Source organism: Paralimibaculum aggregatum (assembly GCF_030270585.1).
Classification (GTDB): Bacteria; Pseudomonadota; Alphaproteobacteria; order Rhodobacterales; family Rhodobacteraceae; genus Thermohalobaculum; species Thermohalobaculum aggregatum.
The window spans coordinates 13672-32297 of the sequence record NZ_BSYI01000031.1 but is presented as its reverse complement, the minus strand read 5'-3'; the positions used below and the strand labels follow the sequence as shown (position 1 = coordinate 32297).

The 18626-nt window shown below is 73.4% G+C and carries 17 protein-coding genes and 2 pseudogenes; 8 read left to right on the top strand and 11 right to left on the bottom strand.

Going from position 1 to position 18626, the window contains the following annotated elements:
• Positions 1-73 precede the first annotated feature (73 nt).
• A complete protein-coding gene (gene radC / locus QSJ97_RS17005; protein WP_285673178.1) occupies positions 74-931 on the top strand; it encodes a RadC family protein in 858 nt (285 codons plus the stop codon).
• Between the two features lie 95 nt (positions 932-1026).
• Here radC and trpS read toward each other — a convergent pair whose 3' ends face one another.
• Positions 1027-2055 carry a tryptophan--tRNA ligase gene (trpS, locus tag QSJ97_RS17000; RefSeq protein WP_285673177.1) on the bottom strand — a complete coding sequence of 343 codons (1029 nt, stop codon included), beginning with the start codon at positions 2053-2055 and terminating at the stop codon, positions 1027-1029.
• A 140-nt stretch (positions 2056-2195) separates the two neighbouring features.
• Here trpS and QSJ97_RS16995 point away from each other — a divergent pair, with 140 nt between their 5' ends.
• Positions 2196-2879, top strand: coding sequence for a rhomboid family intramembrane serine protease (locus QSJ97_RS16995; protein ID WP_285673176.1), 684 nt, complete (start codon positions 2196-2198; stop codon positions 2877-2879).
• Here the strand turns inward: QSJ97_RS16995 and QSJ97_RS16990 are convergent.
• From QSJ97_RS16990 to QSJ97_RS16975, 4 genes are read right to left on the bottom strand one after another with little or no spacing between them, the layout of a single operon-like run.
• Positions 2803-4089, bottom strand: a complete 1287-nt coding sequence (locus QSJ97_RS16990) for a patatin-like phospholipase family protein (RefSeq protein ID WP_285673175.1) — start codon at positions 4087-4089, stop codon at positions 2803-2805. The two genes, QSJ97_RS16995 and QSJ97_RS16990, sit on opposite strands and share 77 nt — an antisense overlap.
• A complete protein-coding gene (gene murJ / locus QSJ97_RS16985) occupies positions 4089-5663 on the bottom strand; it encodes a murein biosynthesis integral membrane protein MurJ (protein ID WP_285673173.1) in 1575 nt (524 codons plus the stop codon). Before murJ ends, QSJ97_RS16990 begins: the two co-directional genes overlap by 1 nt.
• Positions 5664-5670: 7 nt before the next feature.
• Positions 5671-8532: a [protein-PII] uridylyltransferase gene (locus QSJ97_RS16980; protein ID WP_285673171.1), complete on the bottom strand. Its 2862-nt coding sequence runs from the start codon at positions 8530-8532 to the stop codon at positions 5671-5673.
• A gap of 7 nt (positions 8533-8539) precedes the next feature.
• Positions 8540-9733 carry a penicillin-binding protein activator gene (locus QSJ97_RS16975; RefSeq protein WP_285673170.1) on the bottom strand — a complete coding sequence of 398 codons (1194 nt, stop codon included), beginning with the start codon at positions 9731-9733 and terminating at the stop codon, positions 8540-8542.
• A 107-nt stretch (positions 9734-9840) separates the two neighbouring features.
• Here QSJ97_RS16975 and rsmI point away from each other — a divergent pair, with 107 nt between their 5' ends.
• The 5 genes from rsmI to QSJ97_RS16950 all read left to right on the top strand — a co-directional run bounded on the left by rsmI (position 9841) and on the right by QSJ97_RS16950 (position 13881).
• Positions 9841-10758, top strand: a complete 918-nt coding sequence (gene rsmI / locus QSJ97_RS16970) for a 16S rRNA (cytidine(1402)-2'-O)-methyltransferase (protein ID WP_285673169.1) — start codon at positions 9841-9843, stop codon at positions 10756-10758.
• A 3-nt stretch (positions 10759-10761) separates the two neighbouring features.
• A complete protein-coding gene (locus QSJ97_RS16965) occupies positions 10762-11121 on the top strand; it encodes a YraN family protein (RefSeq protein ID WP_285673168.1) in 360 nt (119 codons plus the stop codon).
• Positions 11122-11314: 193 nt separating this feature from the next.
• On the top strand, positions 11315-11941 hold the full coding sequence (locus QSJ97_RS16960; protein WP_285673167.1) for a BON domain-containing protein: 627 nt from the start codon (positions 11315-11317) through the stop codon (positions 11939-11941).
• Positions 11942-11991: 50 nt separating this feature from the next.
• The gene (gene gshB, locus QSJ97_RS16955) at positions 11992-12930 is read left to right on the top strand and encodes a glutathione synthase (RefSeq protein ID WP_285673166.1); all 939 of its coding nucleotides are present in this window, start codon (positions 11992-11994) and stop codon (positions 12928-12930) included.
• A 33-nt stretch (positions 12931-12963) separates the two neighbouring features.
• On the top strand, positions 12964-13881 hold the full coding sequence (locus QSJ97_RS16950; RefSeq protein ID WP_285673165.1) for an alpha/beta hydrolase fold domain-containing protein: 918 nt from the start codon (positions 12964-12966) through the stop codon (positions 13879-13881).
• A gap of 7 nt (positions 13882-13888) precedes the next feature.
• Here the strand turns inward: QSJ97_RS16950 and QSJ97_RS16945 are convergent.
• From QSJ97_RS16945 to hisF, 3 genes and pseudogenes are all read right to left on the bottom strand, one after another.
• A pseudogene (locus QSJ97_RS16945) lies at positions 13889-14245 on the bottom strand (GNAT family N-acetyltransferase); the annotation flags it as partial.
• Positions 14246-14311: 66 nt separating this feature from the next.
• Positions 14312-14632: pseudogene (locus QSJ97_RS16940) on the bottom strand (phosphoribosyl-ATP diphosphatase); the annotation flags it as partial.
• A 5-nt stretch (positions 14633-14637) separates the two neighbouring features.
• Positions 14638-15402 carry an imidazole glycerol phosphate synthase subunit HisF gene (hisF, locus tag QSJ97_RS16935; protein WP_285673164.1) on the bottom strand — a complete coding sequence of 255 codons (765 nt, stop codon included), beginning with the start codon at positions 15400-15402 and terminating at the stop codon, positions 14638-14640.
• A gap of 200 nt (positions 15403-15602) precedes the next feature.
• Between hisF and QSJ97_RS16930 the strand changes: the two genes are divergently transcribed.
• The gene (locus tag QSJ97_RS16930; protein ID WP_285673163.1) at positions 15603-16058 is read left to right on the top strand and encodes a DUF302 domain-containing protein; all 456 of its coding nucleotides are present in this window, start codon (positions 15603-15605) and stop codon (positions 16056-16058) included.
• Here the strand turns inward: QSJ97_RS16930 and QSJ97_RS16925 are convergent.
• From QSJ97_RS16925 to QSJ97_RS16915, 3 genes are all read right to left on the bottom strand, one after another.
• Positions 16030-16347, bottom strand: coding sequence for a hypothetical protein (locus QSJ97_RS16925; RefSeq protein WP_285673162.1), 318 nt, complete (start codon positions 16345-16347; stop codon positions 16030-16032). The genes QSJ97_RS16930 and QSJ97_RS16925 overlap by 29 nt on opposite strands.
• On the bottom strand, positions 16344-17081 hold the full coding sequence (gene hisA / locus QSJ97_RS16920) for a 1-(5-phosphoribosyl)-5-[(5-phosphoribosylamino)methylideneamino]imidazole-4-carboxamide isomerase (protein ID WP_285673161.1): 738 nt from the start codon (positions 17079-17081) through the stop codon (positions 16344-16346). Before hisA ends, QSJ97_RS16925 begins: the two co-directional genes overlap by 4 nt.
• A gap of 191 nt (positions 17082-17272) precedes the next feature.
• Positions 17273-18589, bottom strand: coding sequence for a hypothetical protein (locus QSJ97_RS16915; RefSeq protein ID WP_285673160.1), 1317 nt, complete (start codon positions 18587-18589; stop codon positions 17273-17275).
• Positions 18590-18626 lie beyond the last annotated feature (37 nt).

Genomic DNA, 18626 nt, shown 5'->3' with positions numbered 1-18626 from the left:
CGGTGCGGCGTTAACGATTTGGTCACCATCCGCCGCGACGATGCTTGCGCGGTTCGTTGCGGGATTGGTCGAGATGCGTGAGGACGACGAGCCGGGTGCGGATGGCCCGGCCTTTGACGAGAGCGCCGCTCCGGGTCTGTTCGGGGCGGAGACGGCGCCGGCCGCAAGGCCCGGCAGGCGGGTGCGCCGGGAGCCGGAGCCGGGCGCGCCGGGCACGGGCACGGGCACGGGCGCCGCGGCGCGGGCGCCGGCGGCGCAGCGCCCGCATTTCCACGATCACCGGACACGGCTGCGCCAGCGCCTGCTCGGGGCCGGGCCGGCCGGGATCGCCGATTACGAGATCCTCGAGCTGGTGCTCTTCCGGGCGATCCCGCGGCGCGACGTCAAGCCGCTGGCCAAGCGCCTGCTGGAGCGCTTCGGCGATGTCAACGCGGTGATCTCGGCGCCGCCGGCCCGGCTCGCCGAGGTGCAGGGCGTCGGCCCGGCGGTGATCTGCGAGCTCAAGATCGTCGAGGCGGCGGCGCACCGGCTGGCCCGCGCCCGGGTGATCGGCCGCCCGGCGCTGTCCTCCTGGTCGGCGCTGATGGAGTACTGCAAGACCACCATGGCGCATCGCGACACCGAGCAGTTCCGCATCCTGTTCCTCGATCGCAAGAATGTCCTGGTGGCCGACGAGGAACAGGCCCGCGGCACCGTCGATCACGTGCCGGTCTATCCCCGCGAGGTGGTCAAGCGCGCGCTCGAGCTCAACGCCTCGGCGGTCATCCTGGTGCACAACCACCCCTCGGGCGACCCGACGCCGAGCCAGGCCGATGTCGAGATGACCCGGCGCATCGAGCAGGCGGCCAGGGCGGTCGGCGTCGTGGTCCACGACCATGTGGTGGTCGGCAAGGCGGAGGATGCGAGCTTCCGCGCGCTCGGCCTGCTCTGACCGCCCGCCGGTGCGCCGCCGGGGCTGCGCGCGCGGGTGGGCGGGCGGGGCGCGCGCAGGCCGGCGCGCACCGGCGGGCCCCGCCGGCCGGGCGCCTAGCGCGGCAGGAAGCCGACCAGCCGCCGCGTCTCCTCGAGGAGCGGCTCGGAGACCGCCCGCGCCCGCGCCGCGCCGTCGGCCAGCACCCGGTCGATCTCCGCCGGGTCGTCCATCAGCCGCGCCATCTCCGCGCCGATCGGCGCCAGCACCGAGACCGCGACCTCCGCGAGCGCCGGCTTGAAGGCGCTGAAGCCCTGCCCGGCGAACTCGCCGAGCACATCCGCCACGCCGCGCCCGGTCAGCGCCGCGAAGATGCCGACGAGGTTCCTCGCCTCCGGCCGCTCGGCCAGCCCCTCCGCCGTCTCCGGCAGCGGCTCCGGATCGGTCTTCGCCTTGCGGATCTTCTGCGCGATGGTGTCGGCATCGTCGGTGAGGTTGATCCGGCTCATGTCGGAGGGGTCGGATTTCGACATCTTCTTGGAGCCGTCGCGCAGGCTCATCACCCGCGTCACCGTGCCCTCGATCAGCGGCTCGGGCAGCGGGAAGAAATCAGCCGCCCCGCCCGGCGCGCCGTAGTCGAGGTTGAACTTCGCCGCGGTGTCGCGGGCGAGCTCGAGATGCTGCTTCTGGTCGTCGCCGACCGGCACATGGGTTGCCTTGTAGAGCAGGATGTCGGCCGCCATCAGCGCCGGATAGGTGTAGAGCCCGGCCGAGGCGGCCTCGCGGTTCTTGCCCGCCTTGTCCTTGAACTGGGTCATCCGGTTCAGCCAGCCGATGCGGATCACGCAGGACAGGATCCAGGCGAGCTCGGCATGGCCCGGCACGGCGGACTGGTTGAACAGGATCGAGCGCTTCGGGTCGAGCCCGCAGGCGAGGAAGCTCGCGGTCACCAGCCGGGTGGCGCGGGTCAGCTCGGCCGGGTCCTGCCACTGCGTGATCGCATGCATGTCGACGACGCAGTAGATCGTCTCCATCCCCGAGCCCTGGAGCTCGTCGAAGCGCTTGACCGCGCCGAGATAGTTGCCGAGCGTCAGCTTGCCGGTCGGCTGCACGCCGGAGAACACGCGGGGCGTATGGGCTGGCATGGGCCTGCTCCCTCTTTTCGTCGGGGCCCTGTCTTGGCGCGCGGCCGGGGCGCAGTCAAGCCGGGGCCGCGGCAAAGCGGTCGCCGCACGAGGCAGGACTGGCGGCGGCGCCGGCAACCGACTATCTGGGGCGGATGAACATGCTTGATCGCGGTGTGACGCACCGCCCGGTGCATCCGCTGCTCTGGATCCTGCTCGGCGCCATGGTGCTGCCGGAGCTGCTGTTCGCCGCGGTCGATCTCGGCTATGTTGGCCGCGAGGCCGGGCGCGAGGCGGCCTATGTCCGTTTCGGCTTCTGGGACCCGGTCTTCGAGCATGCCCGGCAGGGCTACGGCTTTCCGCTCGAGCTGCTCTGGACGCCGGTGACGCATGCCTTCCTGCATGGCGGCTGGCTGCATCTGGCGATGAACGGCGCGGCCTTCCTCGGCCTCGGCCACCTGATCTCGCAGAGCGTCGGCATCCGCGCGCTGCTCTGGATCTTTCTCGGCACGGCGGCGGGCGGCGCGCTCGCCTACGGGCTGCTGGCGGATTTCCGCGGGCCGATGGTCGGCGCCTCGGGGGTGGTGTTCGGCTTCCTCGGCGTGGTGACCGCCTGGCAGGAGCGCTATCTGCGCCGCCGCGGGCTCGACCGCTCGCCGATCTGGGGGCGCATCCTCGGGCTGATCGCGATCAACGCGCTGCTGGATTTCGGCATGGGCGGCATGCTCGCCTGGCAGGCCCATCTCGGCGGCTTCGTCGCCGGCTGGATCATTGCGCAGCGGATCCGGCCACGTCCTCCGCGCGCACCATGGACGACACGGCAGCCTCTATCGGGTCGGGCCTGATCGGTTCGTCGAGCTCCTTGCCGCCGGGCAGGATCTCCACCGTCCAGGCGTTCTCGTCGCGCCCGAGCCGGTAGCCGATCTCGAACAGCGCCTGCATGTAGGCCGGGTCGAAGAGCTCGCGCTCCTCCAGCGAGAAGCTCTCCGGCACCGCCGTCACCTTCATGCCGAAGCCGGTCCGCCGCGCCTGGTCGGAGAGCGCGAAGATGTCCGAGCGGCCGCCGAACTTGATCATCGTGGAGATCGACCGGCTGGCGATGTGAAAGAGCCCGAGCGGCAGCGGGTCGTAGCTCGGCGTCAGCTTGGTGTTGCGGATGATGTACATGGTGCCGCGGCGGGCGAAGCGCGAGATGTCGCCCGGCAGGTTCTCGATCCGCGTGGTGCGCGGCAGGAAGAACAGCTGGTTGGTGACGCCGCCATCGACATGCAGCTCGCTGTACTGCTCGCCGTTCGCCTCCACGGTGAAGAACTGCGGCGAGAAGGCGCCGGGGATCGAGGCCGAGGCGATCATGATCTTGGTGATCAGGTCGGCGGTCTTGCCGGGCCGGTCGCGGCCGAGCCAGGCGATGCGGCTGACCCGCCAGTAGACCGGGGCCTGCGCGTCGAGATTGGTGGTGCCGATCAGCAGGCGCCGGCCGCGGGCATGTTCCTCGGCGAGGCGCCGGACCATGTCGTTGGTGATCAGGCCGCGCAGCTTCTGCCGGAGCTTGGAGTTGTCCACCAGCCCGACGCCGTCGAGCACCCCGCGCAGCAGCGTGACGGTGACCAGCGTGTCGGTCGAGTTCTCCACGGTGAAGCTGCGCAGCGCGTCATCGTATTCCGGCCCGAGAAAGGCGAAGGGCGCGATCAGCGCGCCGGCCGAGATGCCGGTGACCACGGTGAACTCGGGCCGCGTGCCGGCCGCGGTCCAGCCCACCAGGAGCCCGGCGCCGAACGGCCCGTCGGAGCCGCCGCCCGAGAGGATCAGCGTGTCGAGCCGGTTGTCGTTGGGCATCGCGCCCTCGGCGCGGCGGCGGGCGCGGATCTGCCGGATGAACTCGTCGAGCCGTTCGCGGCCGTCGGCGATCGGGGTGTCGCCCCAGTCGCGGGCGCCGGGATAGCCGGGGATCTCGGCGCTGCGGTAGAGCTCCCGGGGCGGCGCCGGCAGGTTGCGCACGCCGGTGCATCCGGCAAGCACCAGCGCCACCATCAGGATACTTGCGAGCCTCAGCATCAGGACCTCCGCTTGCGCCGCACGGCGTCGCGCAGATCCGCGCGCGTCACCGCTCCGAGTGCCAGCGCCAGCCCGCCATAGGCGCCGAGGCCGAGGCAGACCAGCGCAACCGTCAGCGCCGCCGGAAGCCCCGGCAGCACCGCCTCGCCCGCCGCCGCGCCGGCCAGCAGCACCGCGCCCATGCCGAGCGCGGCGAGCCCGATTCGCGGCAGCCGCCGGGCAAAGCGCGCATCCGGCGCGAGCTCCGCCCCGACCCGCCGGGCGCCGCGCCAGAGCAGCCAGAGATTGGCCCAGGCCGCCAGCGTGGTGCCGAGCGGAGCAGCAAGATAACCGATCACGCCGGCAAGGCCCACAGCCACGACCGCGTTGACCGCCATCGCGACGATGGCGAAACGCAGCGGCGTCGCGGTGTCCTCCCGCGCGAAATAGACCGGCTGGACGACCTTCTGCAGCACGAAGGCGGGCAGGCCGAGGGTGTAGATCACCAGCGCCGCGGCGGTAGCGGCGGTGTCGGCCGGGCCGAAGGCGCCGCGCTCGAACAGCAGCGCGGTGATCGGGGCCGGGATCGCGACGAGCGCAACCGTGGCCGGCAGCGTCAGGAAGAGCGCGAACTCCGCCGCCCGGCTCACCGCGTGCTGCGCGCCGGGGGCGTCGTCGGCGCGCAGGCGCCGCGCGAGCTCCGGCAGCAGCACCACGCCGACCGCGACGCCGACCACGCCGAGCGGCAGCTGGTAGATCCGGTCGGCCAGCCAGAGCCAGGCCACCGAGCCCTCGAAATAGCTCGCGACCTGCCGCCCCACCACGAGGTTGATCTGCATCACCCCGGCGGCCAGCGCCGCCGGCAGCGCGATCACCGCGAGGCGCCGGAGGCCCGGGGTCAGCCGCGGCCGGCGCAGCGCGATCCGCATCCCGGCGCGCGAGGCGGCGAACCAGACCAGCGCGAGCTGTCCGATCCCGGCGAGGATCACCCCCCAGCTCAGGATCGTGCCGGCCAGCGGGGTGCCGCCGGCATCCACCCCCGGCAGCCCGGCAAGCAGCAGCGCCGCGATCAACACGAGGTTGAGCACCACCGGCGCGGCGGCGGCGGCGGCGAAGCGCCCGAGCGCGTTCAGCACCCCCGAGACCAGCGCCGCCAGCGAGATGAACACGATGTAGGGGAAGACGATCCGCCCGAACTCCACCGTCAGCGCAAAGCGCGCGTCGCCGGCGAAGCCGCTGGCCAGCAGCAGCACCATGGCCGGCATGGCGATCTGCGCCGCCAGCGTGAACACCACCAGAAGGCTCGCGAGCCCGGCGAAGGCGGCCTCGGCGAAGGCGCGGGCCTCCTCCGGCCCCTCGCCCTCGAGGCGCTTGGCGAAGAGCGGCACGAAGGCGGTGTTGAAGGCGCCCTCGGCGAACAGCCGGCGGAACATGTTGGGCAGCGTGAAGGCGACGAAGAAGGCCTCCGCCACCGGCCCGGCGCCGAGGCTGGCGGCGATCAGGATGTCGCGCAGGAAGCCGAGCACGCGGCTCGCCATGGTCCAGGCCCCGACGGTGGCGAAGCCGGCGACAAGCCGCACCGGGCGGGCGATCATGCGCGCGTCACCTGCCGCGCCGCGCCGGGGAAGCGCCCTGCCCCCCATGCTCGGGGTCGATCGCCTCGATGGCGGCGGCGAGCCGCTCCTCGATCAGCCGCTGCTTGGCCTCGCCGCGGATCTTCAGCCCGAAGAGGTCCTTCACGTAGAAGACATCCACCGCATGCTCGCCATAGGTGGCGATGATCGCCGAGAAGATGTTGAGGTTGAGCGCCGCCAGGGTCCGGGTCAGCGCGTGCAGCAGGCCGAGCCGGTCGCGCGCGTTGACCTCGATGATGGTGTAGAGCTCGGAGCCGTCATTGTCGAAATGGATGCGGGTCGGCACCGTGAATGAGAGCTCGCGCGGGCGCACCCGCTCCTTCTCGCGGATCGCCTCGCGGGCCACCAGCTTGCCGCCGAGGATGCGGTCGATATGGCGCTTCAGCCGGTCGAAGCGCATCGGGTCGAAGGGGTGGCCCTCGTCGTCCTGGATCCAGAAGGTCGAGCAGGCCATGCCGTCGGAGGTGGTGTAGGTGCGCGCGTCCTTCACATCCGCCCCGGCCAGCGCGAAGGCCCCGGCCATGCGCGAGAAGATGCCCGGATGGTCGGCCATGTAGAGGCAGGCCTTGGTCGCGTCGCGGCTCTCGTCGGCCATCAGGCGGCTCTTGATCGGCGGCTCGGCGGGCTCGCGGGCCATCTCGGCGAAGATCCGCTGGGTCTCGGTGTCGAGCCCGAGCCAGTAGTGCGGATAGTGCCGGCCGAGCTCGCGCTCGCGCGCCTCCGGCGTCCAGTCGGACAGCGCCTCGGCCACCGCCGCGCGGGCCTCGTCGATCCGGTGCTGGCGCGAGCGGACGTCGAAGCTGCCGGTCAGCAGGTCGCGGGTCTCCCAGTAGAGGCTGCGCAGCAGCTGCGCCTTCCAGTTGTTCCAGACATTCGGCCCGACGCCGCGGATGTCGCAGACCGTGAGCACCAGCAGCAGGCGCAGCCGCTCCGGGCTCTGCACCAGGTTGGCGAAGTCGCGCACCGTCACCGGGTCGGCGATGTCGCGCTTCTGCGCGGTGTCGGACATCAGCAGGTGGTGGCGCACCAGCCAGACCACGGTCTCGGTCTCCGCCTCGGTGAGGCCGAGGCGCGGGCAGACCTGCGCCGCGATCTCGGCGCCGAGCTCCGAATGGTCCTGCCGCGTGCCCTTGCCGATGTCGTGCAGCAGCAGCGCGACATAGAGCACCCGGCGGTTGAGCTTGGCCTTGAGGATCTCCGAGGCCACCGGATGCGCCTCGCGCGCCTCCAGCCGGTCGATCTCGTTCAACACCCCGATGCAGCGGATGATGTGCTCGTCCACCGTGTAGTGGTGGTACATGTTGAACTGCATCATCGCCACGATGCGCCCGAATTCCGGCAGGAAGCGGCCGAGCACGTCGGTCTCGTTGAGAAGCCGCAGCAGCCATTCGGAATGGAGCCGGTCGGTCAGCATCTCGAGGAAGATGCGGTTGGCCTCCGGGTCCTGGCGCATGGCCTCGTCGATCAGGTCGAGGTTCTGGGTGACGAGGCGCATCGCCTGCGGGTGGATGCGGGCATCGAGCCTTGCGGCCTCGTGGAACAGCCGCAGCAGGTTCACCGGGTCCTCGGCAAACACCTCGTCGTCGCGCACCGTGAGCCGCCCCTCGGAGATCCGGAACGGCCCCTGCACCCCGGCATCCGGCGCGAAGGAGAGGCTGCGCAGCAGCAGCGAGAGCCGCGGCGGCTTCTTGGCGTGCTGCGCCTCGAGGGCGGCCGAGAAGATCCGCGTCAGGTCGCCGACATTCTTGGCATGGCGGAAGTAGCAATGCATGAAATGCTCGACCGCCTGGCGCCCGTTGCTCTCGGCGAAGCCCATGCGCTCGGCGATCTCGACCTGCCGGTCGAAGGTGAGCTGGTCCTGCGCGCGGCCGGCGAGGTCGTGCAGGTGGCAGCGCACCGCCCAGATGAACTTCGAGGCGTCGGCGAAGCGCTGCACCTCCTCGCGCAGGAAGATGCCGCGCGAGACGAGATCCCAGGCGGTCTCGCAGCGGTGCAGGTATTTCGAGACCCAGTGCAGCGTCTGCAGGTCGCGCAGCCCGCCCTTGCCCTCCTTGATGTTGGGCTCGAGCAGGTAGCGCGAGCCGCCATGGCGCTCGTGCCGGCCGTCGCGCTCGGCGAGCTTGGCCTCGACGAACTCCGCCCCGGTGCGGGAGAAGAGATCGTCCCAGAGCTTCTCCTCGAGGGTCTCGTAGGGGCCGCGGTCGCCGGCGATGAAGCGCATCTCCAGGAGCGAGGTGCGGATCGTCAGGTCCTCGCGCGCATAGCGCATGCAGTCGGCCACCGAGCGCACCGACTGGCCGACCTTCAGCCGCAGGTCCCAGAGCAGGTAGAGCGTGCTCTCCACAACGCTCTCGGACCAGGCGGTGGCCTTGTAGGGAAACAGGAACAGCAGGTCGACATCCGAGAACGCCGCCATCTCGCCGCGGCCATAGCCGCCGACGGCGACCACAGCGAGGTGCTCGCCGGTGGTGCGGATCGGCGCATCGTGCAGCCAGCGCTGGCAGACATGCACCGCCCCCTGCACCACCACGTCGGTGACATGGGCATAGCTGCGCGCGACCCGCAGGCCGGCCGCCGGATGCGCCAGCAGCGCGGCGCGGACCCGCTCGCGCCCGGTGGCCAGTGTCTCGGACAGCAGCGCCAGCACCGCCGGGCGCAGCGCGTCGGGCTCGGGATGCGCCCCGGCCAGCCGGTCGATCTCGGCGATCACGGCGGGGCCGTCGGCAAGCGTCTCGGCCGGGGCCACCAGATGGGCGAGGCCCGCGGCGGTGCGTGTCGCCATGTCGCGCTTGTCGATCCCGGCGGCGAAGGCCTCGGGGGCGTGGTTCATGCGCGCCTCACGAGCCGGCACCGATGGCCAGCGGCGCGGGGTCGCGGGTGACGAAGCGGCCGGCGCTCACCTCGAGAATCGCCATGGCGTGCTCGCTGGTGCCGTCGGGCAGGATGCGCAGCGGGCCGAGCGTGCCGCGGAAGCCCTGCGGCCGCACGATCCGCGCGGCCGAGAAGGGATCGTCACGGCCCTCGGCGGCGGCGCTGGCGAGCAGCTGCCCGGCGACCTGCACCGCGGTGTGGCCGAGGGTGGCGAGCAGCGGCGGCTCCTCGCCGAAGCGGTCGCGATAGCGCCCGGCGAAGCGGGCGAAGGCATCCGGGTCCGGCGCCGGGAACCAGCCGCCCTGCAGCGAGGGCTCCTGCAGGGTGGCGCGGCTGTTCCACTGGCCGAGGCCGACATACTGCACCCGCTGCGGGTCGAGCCCGTGATAGTTGACGAAGCTCGCCACCGCCTGCAGCTCCTTGCCGCCGGCGGGCAGGAACACCGAGGTGGCGCCGAGCTCGCGCGCCGCCTGCGCGAAGGGCCGGGAGTTCTCCTCGATGCTCTTGAAGCTGCGCTCGTAGTCGCCGACCGCGGTGATCTGCACGCCGGGCACCGACTGCGCCCCGCGCACCGCGGCCTCGCCGTAATCGTTGCCAGGGTAGAACACCGCCACGTCGCGCCGGCCCTGCGCCGCGGCATAGGAGAGCACGCGCCGGGCCTCGGCCTCCGGGCTGTAGCCGATCAGGCTGACCGGGTCGCCGGCCACCGCGGTGATCGTGGAAAACGAGATCACCTTGCGGTCGGAGGCGGCGGCGACGGCGCCCACCGCCTCGGTATTGGCGGCGAAGAGCGGCCCGAGGAAGAGGTCCGCCCCCTCGCGCAGCGCCTGCTCGGCGACGGCGCGGGCGGTCTGCGGCTGGCCGCCGGTGTTGTAGACGCGCAGCGAGATGTTCGGGTTACGCAGATCCTCGAGGCCGAGCTGCGCGGCGTTGGCGATGGCGCGGCCGAGCCGCGCGGCGCCCTCGGCGCTGGCGGTCTGCGGCACCAGCAGCGCCAGCGTCACCGGGCTGCCGGGGGCGATGCGGTGCCCCTCGGGCGCCGGCGCGACCGCCCGGCCGCCGCTGCCGCCGCCGCTGAAGCCCGAGGCCACCGGCTGCGGCTCCGGGCCGCTGGCACAGGCCGAGACGAGGAACGCGCAGGCGGCCGCCAGAAGGTGCAACCGGCTCCGGGCTTTTGACAAACAGGCGCGCATGAGGTCCCCTCTCCCTGCCCGGCGGGGTGGTGACGCCCCCGCCTTCATTCTTTCACGAAGCGGAAACTAGGAGCATGCGCGAGGAAAGTAAACGGACTGACCCCCCGACATTGGCCCCCGCCGGGGCTCCTGTCGCGGCCGGGTCACTCGCGCCGGGGCTCTACCTGGTCGCGACGCCGATCGGCAATGCCGCCGACATCTCGCTGCGCGCGCTGGACATTCTGGCGCGGGCCGAGGTGCTGGCCGCCGAGGACACGCGCCGCACCCGCAAGCTGATGCAGATCCACGGCATCGCCCTCGGGGAACGGCCGATCGTCAGCTATCACGACCAGAACGGCCCGGCCCGGCGGCCGCAGATCATGGGCTGGCTGGCCGAGGGCCGCTCGGTCGCCTACTGCTCCGATGCCGGCACGCCGCTGGTCGCCGATCCGGGCTACCGGCTGGCCGAGGCGGCGCTGGCGGCCGGGCACGGGCTCACCGCGGTGCCGGGGGCGAGCGCGGTGCTGGCGGCGCTCAGCGTCTCCGGGCTGCCGAGCGACCGGTTCCTGTTCGCCGGCTTCCTGCCGCCGAAGGCCGGCGCCCGGCGCGCCGCGCTGGCCGAGCTCGCCGCGGTGCCGGCGACGCTGGTGTTCTACGAAAGCCCGCGCCGGCTCGGCGCCGCGCTGGCCGAGATGGCCGAGGTGCTGGGCGCCCGCCCGGCGGCGGTGGCGCGCGAGCTCACCAAGCTGCACGAGGAGGTGGTGCGCGGCGCCCTGCCCGATCTCGCCGCACGCTATGCGGCAGCGGACCCGCGCGGCGAGATCGTCGTGGTGATCGGCCCGCCGGACCGCGCGGCCCAAGCGGCCGAGGCGGCGCTCTCGCTCGACGGCGCGCTGGCCGAGGCGATGGCGCACGCCAGCCTGAAGGACGCGGTGAAGCAGACCGCCGAGCGCCTCGGGCTGCCGCGCAAGCAGGTCTATGCCCGCGCCCTCGAGCTCGGCCGCGAGGACTGAGCGGTGACGGACGGGCGGCGCTTCCATGCCGGGCTGGCGGCGGAGGAGATCGCCGCCGCCCGCTATGCGGCCGAGGGCGGCGAGGTGCTGGCCAGCCGCTGGCGCGTGCCGGAGGGCGAGATCGACCTCGTGGTGCGGCTCGGCACGCTCACCGTCTTCGTCGAGGTCAAGCAGCGCCGCCGGTCCGGCCCGGACAGCCCGGTCAGCCCGCGGCAATGGGCCCGCATCGCCGCTGCCGCGAGCCGCTGGATCGCCGCGCATCCCGATCCTGCGGTCACCGGCTACCGCTTCGACGCGGCGCTGATCGACGGCGCCGGCCGGCTCGAGCTCGTCGCCGATGCCTGGCGGCCCGGCGGCGGCTGAGGCGCGGCGTCCGCGCATCGGGCCTGCCGCGGGCGAAGGGGGGCACGGCGGCGCAGCCCGGGCCGACGGCAGCAGGGTGGGCGGGGCCCGCGGCAGGCCCGATGCGCGGCCGCACTGGCGATTCGCGGCCGATCCGTGTATCCTCGGCGCATCAGGGCGCCGCCGAGAGCGCCCCAGCTACGAGGCAGAGCAGATGATCAAGCGAATGAAGGCGCCGGCCTGGCTTGCCGGCGGAGCGGTTCTCGCCGTGGCCGCGGGCTGCGCCCCGGTGGTTCCGGTGATCGGCGGCAGCGCGGTGCTGGGCACCGCCGTCTTCGAGGAGCGCACCACGCTGGCCGCGCTCAACGACACCGATATCGAGCTCGGCATCGCCAACCGGCTCGGCAACCATTCCGGCGAGCTCTACCGCGACGTCTTCGTCGACGTCACCGAGGGCGCCGTGGTGCTGACCGGCTCGGTGCCGCGGCCCGAGGACCGGGTCGCCGCCACCGAGGCGGCCTGGGCGACGCCGGGCGTGGTCTCGGTCGAGGATGCGCTCGAGGTCGCCGGCGACGGCGGCACCAACGCCTATTTCGGCGATGTCTCGATCTCCAACCGGCTGCGCTTCGTGCTGCTGACCGATCCGGACATCCGCTCGATCAACTACAACGTGACCACGGTGGACCGCACTGTCCACTTGACCGGGCTGGCGCGCTCGGCCAAGGAGCTTCAGCGCGTCATCGACCACGCCCGCGAGGTCGAGGGCGTGCGCCGTGTCGTCAGCCATGTGCTGACCATCGACGACCCCCGCCGCGTGGCCCGCATCGCCCGCGGCGGCTGAACGCCCGGCCTCGTTCTGCCGGCGCGACAGGACGAGGAAAGGACCGCGCCATGGCACTCGACGTCGCCATCCAGATGGACCCGATCGAGGCGGTGGACATCCGCGCCGACAGCACCTTCCGCCTGGCGCTCGAGGCGCAGGCGCGGGGTCACCGGCTGTTCTACTACCTGGTGCCGGACCTGGCCTGGGAGGCCGGGCGCGTGCTCGCCACCGGCCATGCCATCGAGGTCCGCGCCGAGGCCGGCAACCATGTCGGCTTCGGCCCGCGCGAGCGGCGCGACCTCGCCGAGGCGGATGTGGTGCTGCTGCGCCAGGACCCGCCCTTCGATATGTCCTACATCACCAACACCCATCTGCTCGAGCGCATCCATCCGAAGACCCTGGTGGTCAACGACCCGTTCTGGGTGCGCAACTCGCCCGAGAAGCTGCTGGTGCTCGACTTCCTCGACCTGATGCCGCCGACCATGGTGGCGCGCTCGCTCGAGGAGATCCGCCGGTTCCGCGCCGAGCATGGCGACATCGTGGTCAAGCCGCTCTACGGCAATGGCGGCGCCGGGGTGTTCCGGCTGCGGCCCGAGGACGGCAACCTCGCCTCGCTGCACGAGATGTTCTCGATGCAGAGCCGCGAGCCGCTGATGGTGCAGAAGTTCCTGCCCGACGTCGCCGCCGGCGACAAGCGGGTGATCCTCGTCGACGGCGAGGTGGTGGGCGCGATCAACCGGGTGCCGCAGCCCGGCGAGACGCGCTCCAACATGCATGTCGGCGGGCGGCCGGAGAAGGTGGCGCTGAGCGACCGCGACCGCGAGATCTGCGCCCGCCTCGGCCCGGTGCTGAAGGAGCGCGGGCTGATCTTCACCGGCATCGACGTGATCGGCCCCTGGCTGACCGAGATCAACGTCACCTCGCCGACCGGCATCCAGGAGATGGAGCGCTTCGACGGCACCAATGTCGCGGGGCTGATCTGGGATGCGATCGAGGCCCGGCGCTGAGCCGGCCGCGGGGCTGAGCCGGGGGGGCGGGCGATGGCGCTGAGGCTGCCGCGGGCGGTGCTCGATCTGGCGCTGCGTCTCCTCGTCAAGCGCTCGCTGGCGCGGCAGGACAGCCCGGTCGCGCTGCGCGCCAATTTCGAGCGCAGCGCCGGGCGGCTGTTCCGCCTGCCGAAGGGCACCGCGACCGCGCCGCTGGCGCTGGCCGCCGGCGGGCGCGCGGTGCCGGCGCTGCGCGTGGCCGCCGCCGGGGTCTCGGAGGCCCGCGTGCTGCTCTATCTGCATGGAGGGGCCTATCTCGCCGGCTCGCCGTGCACCCATGCCCATCTCGCGGCGCATCTCGGGGCGCGGGCCGGGGCGGTGGCGGTGCTGCCGGATTATCGCCTCGCGCCCGAGCACCCGTTCCCGGCGGCGCCCGAGGATGCGCTCACCGCCTATCGCGCGCTGCTCGAGGCCGGCACCCCGGCGGCGCGCATCGCCGTGGCGGGCGACAGCGCCGGCGGCGGGCTGGCGGCGGCGCTGCTGCTCGCCGCCGGCCGCGCCGGCCTGCCGCAGCCCGCCGCGCTCGTCGCCTTCTCGCCCTGGGCCGACATGACGATGCGCGGGGCGAGCCTTGCCGAGAACGCCCGCACCGATGCCATGCTGCCGGCGCACCGGATGGCCGAGGTGGTGGCGATGATCCTGCAGGGCGCGGACCCGGCGGACCCGCTGGCCTCGCCGGCGCTGGCGGCGTTCGAGGCGCCGCCGCCGGCCTGGATCTCGGCGAGCCGGCGCGAGATCGTGCGCGACGATGCGACGGCGCTGGCCGAGCGCCTGCGCGCGGCGGGGGGCGCGGTCACGCTGCGGATCGAGCCGGAGGCGCCGCATGCCTGGCCGGCCTTTGTCGGGCTGCTCGCGGCGGCCGACCGGACCGTGGCGGAGGCCGGCGGCTTCCTCGCGGAGCGGCTGGCCTGAGCCTGCCTCAGCGCAGCGCGCGGCGCATCCGGCGGTGCGGCAGCCCGGCATCGAGAAACTCCGGCCCCTCGGCCACGAAGCCGAGCCGCTCGTAGAAGGCGAGCGCATGGGTCTGGCTCTCGAGCCAGGCCTCGGAGACCGCGGGATCGGCGGCGAGCTCGGCCAGGATCGCCTGCATCAGCGCCGCCCCGATGCCGGTGCCGCGGGCCTCCGCCGCCACCGCGACGCGCTGGATCTTGGCCCGGCCATCGGCCAGCCTGACCCGTGCGGTGGCCACCGGCGCGCCGCCGAGAAACACCAGCCAGTGCCGGCAGCTTGGGTCCTCGCCGTCGATCTCCAGCGCCTTCGGCACCCTCTGTTCCTCGACGAAGACGCGGTGGCGGATCTCGGTGCAGAGCGCGCCCTCGGTCGCCCAGTCGGCGCGGCGGATCTGCGGCCGCGCCGCCTTCTCGGCGATCCCCGAGGTGCCCTCGCGCCGCGCCAGCTCGGCCAGCACGTCGTCGAGCGAGACGTCGCGCGCCGCCAGCATCACCAGCAGGTGATAGAGCACGTCCGCCGCCTCGGCGGTGAGCTTCGCCCGGTCTCCCTTCACCGCCTCGATGATCGCCTCGATGGCCTCCTCGCCGAACTTCTCGGCGCATTTCTCCGGCCCCCTGGAGAACAGCCGCGCGGTGTGCGAGCTCTCCGGGTCGGCGCCCCGGCGCGCCGCGACGGTCCTCGCCAGCCGCCCGAGCACGCCGCCCTGCCCCATGACGCTCACAGCCGCACCGGGATGCCGGCCGCGGCCATGTGCTGCTTGGCCTCGCGGATCGAGTGCTCGCCGAAATGGAAGATCGAGGCCGCCAGCACCGCCGAGGCATGGCCCTCGCGCACCCCCTCGACGAGATGGTCGAGCGTGCCGACGCCGCCCGAGGCGATCACCGGGATGCCGACGGCGCGCGAGACCGCCCGGGTGAGCGGGATGTTGAAGCCGGCGCGGGTGCCGTCGCGGTCCATCGAGGTCAGCAGGATCTCGCCGGCCCCGCGCGCCTCCATCTCGCGCGCGAAGTCGAGCGCGTCGATGCCGGTGGCCTCGCGCCCGCCATGGGTGAAGATCTCGAAGCCGGAGGGCGTCGCGCCGGTGGATTTCGCGTCGATCGCCACGGTGATGCACTGGCTGCCGACCTTCTCCGCCGCGCGGGCGACGAAATCCGGGTCGCGCACCGCGGCGGTGTTGATCGAGACCTTGTCGGCCCCGGCCAGCAGCAGCGCGCGGATGTCCTCCAGCGTGCGCACCCCGCCGCCCACCGTCAGCGGCATGAAGCAGTGCTCGGCGGTGCGCTGCACCACGTCGAGCAGGATGCCGCGCTTCTCGTGGCTCGCGGTGATGTCGAGGAAGCAGAGCTCGTCGGCCCCGGCGGCGTCGTAGATCTGCGCCTGCTCGACCGGGTCGCCGGCATCGCGCAGGCCGACGAAGTTGACGCCCTTCACCACCCGGCCGTCCTTCACGTCGAGGCAGGGGATCACGCGGGTCTTGAGCATCGGGCCGGTCCTCTCTCGCTCCGCGCGGGGGCGCGCATCTCGTCTGGCGCGGGGGCCGCGCAACGCGTGCGGGCGCGGCGGCCGCGCACGGGGTCGTGATAGTCGCCCGGCAGGCGGCGTGCAAGAAGTGGCACCGCCGGCCCGCGGGCGCTATGGTCCCGCGGGAGCCCAGACACCCCGTGCAACCCGAAGGAGACCCCATGCGCCGCATCGCCCTCGCCGCCTCGATCCTCGCCCTCGGCCTCGCCGCCCTGCCCGCCGCCGCCGCCGAGACCTTCGTGCGCAAGACCAGCCCGCATACGGTGGAGGTCACCATCGACCGCCTCGCCGCGGCGGTGGAGAAGGCCGGCGCCAGGGTCTTCGCCCGGATCAACCATGCCGAGGGCGCCGCCCGCGCCGGCATGACGCTCCGCCCGACCACCACGCTGCTCTTCGGCAACCCGCTGATCGGCACGCCGATGATGCAGGCCAACGGCGCCATCGGGCTCGACCTGCCGCTGCGCGTCGTCGCCTATCGCGATGCCGAAGACGTGGTGCACGTGGTCTACCGCGACGTGCGGCTGATGGCGGCGGAATACGAGGTCGACGTGCCGACGGTGGCCAAGGCCGCGGGCGCGCTCGACAAGCTCACGGACGCGGCGATCGCGGCGGAATGACGCCGCGGCGGCGGAGCAGCCAGAGCGCCAGCTCCGCCGCCCCCCAGAGCGCCGCCAGCGCCAGCGCCAGCGGCCCGGTCAGCAGCACCCCCCAGGCCGCGAAGAGCCCGAGATGCGTCATCGCCGCGCCGATGTCGCGGCCGAGGATGCGGCACGGGTTCACCCCCGCCTCGGTGATCGTGCAGTCGCCGATCGCCGCCAGCGGGGCCAGCACGATCAGGCTCAGCCAGGGCGAGACGGCGACGACGAGCAGCAGCCCCGCCACCCGCCAGCGCCAGCGCCGGCTCATGCCGCGTCGTCGGGGCCGTCCAGCAGCGCCACCGCCTCGGCGAGGTCGATCCGCCCGTCATAGAGCGCGCGGCCCGAGATCACCCCGTCGAGCGGCGCGCCGCAGGCCTTCAGCGCGCGCAGGTCGTCGAGCGAGGAGACCCCGCCCGAGGCGATCACCGGGATCGAGACCGCCCGCGCCAGCGCCGCGGTGGCGGCCAGGTTGGGGCCCTGCATGGCGCCGTCGCGGTCGATGTCGGTATAGATGATCGCCGCGACCCCGGCATCCTCGAAGCGTTTCGCGAGCTCGACCGCCTCGATCTCGGTCGCCTCGGCCCAGCCGGCCACCGCGACGCGGCCGCCGCGGGCGTCGATCCCCACCGCCACGCGGCCCGGATGCGCCGCCGCCGCGGCGCGCACGAAATCCGGGTCCCGCACCGCCGCGGTGCCGAGGATCGCCCGGCGCAGCCCGCGCTCCAGCCAGTGCTCCAGCACCGCCCGGTCGCGGATGCCGCCGCCGAGCTGCACCGGCACCGTCACCGCATCGAGGATCGCGTCCACCGCCGCGCCGTTCACCGGCCGCCCGGCGAAGGCGCCGTTGAGATCGACGATGTGCAGCCAGCGGCAGCCGGCCTCGGCAAAGGCGCGGGCCTGGGCGCCGGGGTCCTCGCTGAACACCGTGGCGGCCGCCATGTCGCCGCGCAGGAGCCGCACGCAGGCCCCGTCCTTGAGATCGATCGCCGGGTAGAGGTTCATCGCCGCCTGTCCTTCCGCGCATCCGTGAGCCGCCCACCCCGCGACCGGAGACCAGCCCCCGGGGGGCGCGGCCACGGGGGCGGGGCGACGGGGTGGGCGGGTGGGCGTCGGCCCGGCCCCGTGCCCGCACCCCGGGGGCGCCCTCTTAGCCTGCGCCCGGCCGCCGGAAAAGCCCCCTGCCCGGGCCGGCCTCAGCCGCCGGGCGCCGGGGCGTGCAGCGCCAGCCGGTCGATCCGCGCCTCGATCTCGGCCAGCATCGCGCGATAGGCGGCGCTCTCGACATCGCCGAAGCGGGTCTCGAACTCCGCCCGCGACAGCTTCGGCGGGATGCCCGCGAAGCCGGGGATCACCGCCGCCTCGCCGTCCAGCCGGGCGATCAGCGCCGGCCAGTCGGCGCGCGGCGCCGCCATCATCGTCGCGGCGAAGCGGATGCCCGAGCTGTTCGCCACGATATCGGTGAAATCGAAGCCGCCGGTGCGCCGCGCCGCGTCGAAGAGCTCCTTGAACTCGCCGATGGTGAAGCTGACATGGATCGTGCTCGCCGCCTTGATCGCCGCCGCGGTGATGAAATGGCGCCGCGTGTCGATGCGCCCGGCCAGGCTGATGCCGTCGCAGCTCCGGGTCCAGCTGCGGCCGTCCTCCGGCACGATGCCCTCGGCCAGCCGCCCGACCACCAGGCGGAACTCCTTGGCGCCGCAGAACTTGGTCAGCGCGAACAGCGCCGCGGTGAAGCCATGCGCCTCGCGCCCCGGCGGCGCGGTCGCCAGCACGCGCTCGGCGGCGAAGCGCAGCAGCGGCACCAGCGAGCCGCTGTCCGGCAGCCGCCCGTCGTCCACCGCGTCGCGCAGCGCGACGTAATGCGCCTGGATCTCCGCCCCGGTCGGCATCTCCTCGCCGCGCAGCAGCGCCGAGACCCGCCGGGTCAGCCCGCGCCGCATGTCGCCGTCCATGCGCAGCGCCATCTGCAGCGTGTCCTCGCCGATCGCCAGCTCCGGCACCGCGGCCAGCATGGTCTGCCCGGCATCGCCGCCGAGCACCAGGTCGGCCAGCGCCGCGCCGACCCGGAGCGTGAAGGCCGGCGGCAGCGCCAGCGCCCCGAGCCGCACCCGCTCGAGCCGCGGGCCGGCGCCGAACTCCGGCACCACCGCCTCGGCATTGAGCCATCCGAGCCCCGCCGGCAGCGGCCAGGAGAGCGCCAGCTGCAGCGCCCGCCCGCCGCCCGCCGCGGCGCGGATGCGCGCCTCGCCGCGCAGGCCCGGCACCAGCCGCGCGCCGAAGGCCATGGCGCCGTTCACCTCGCCGAGGCCGACCTGCAGCCGCGGATCGGCATCCGGGTTCTCGGTCACCGCGCGCAGCCGGCGCACCAGCGCCCGCGCGGCATGGGCGTCCTCCGGCGTCGCCTCGGTGGGCACGGGCACCAGCGGCGCCGGCTCCACCATCGCCGCGGCGAGCCAGACCGGCACCGCGACGAGCGCCAGCAGCAGCAGCCGGCCAAGCCATCTCAGCATCGCGCCCTCCCTCGACAAGCCTGCGCGCGCGACCCTA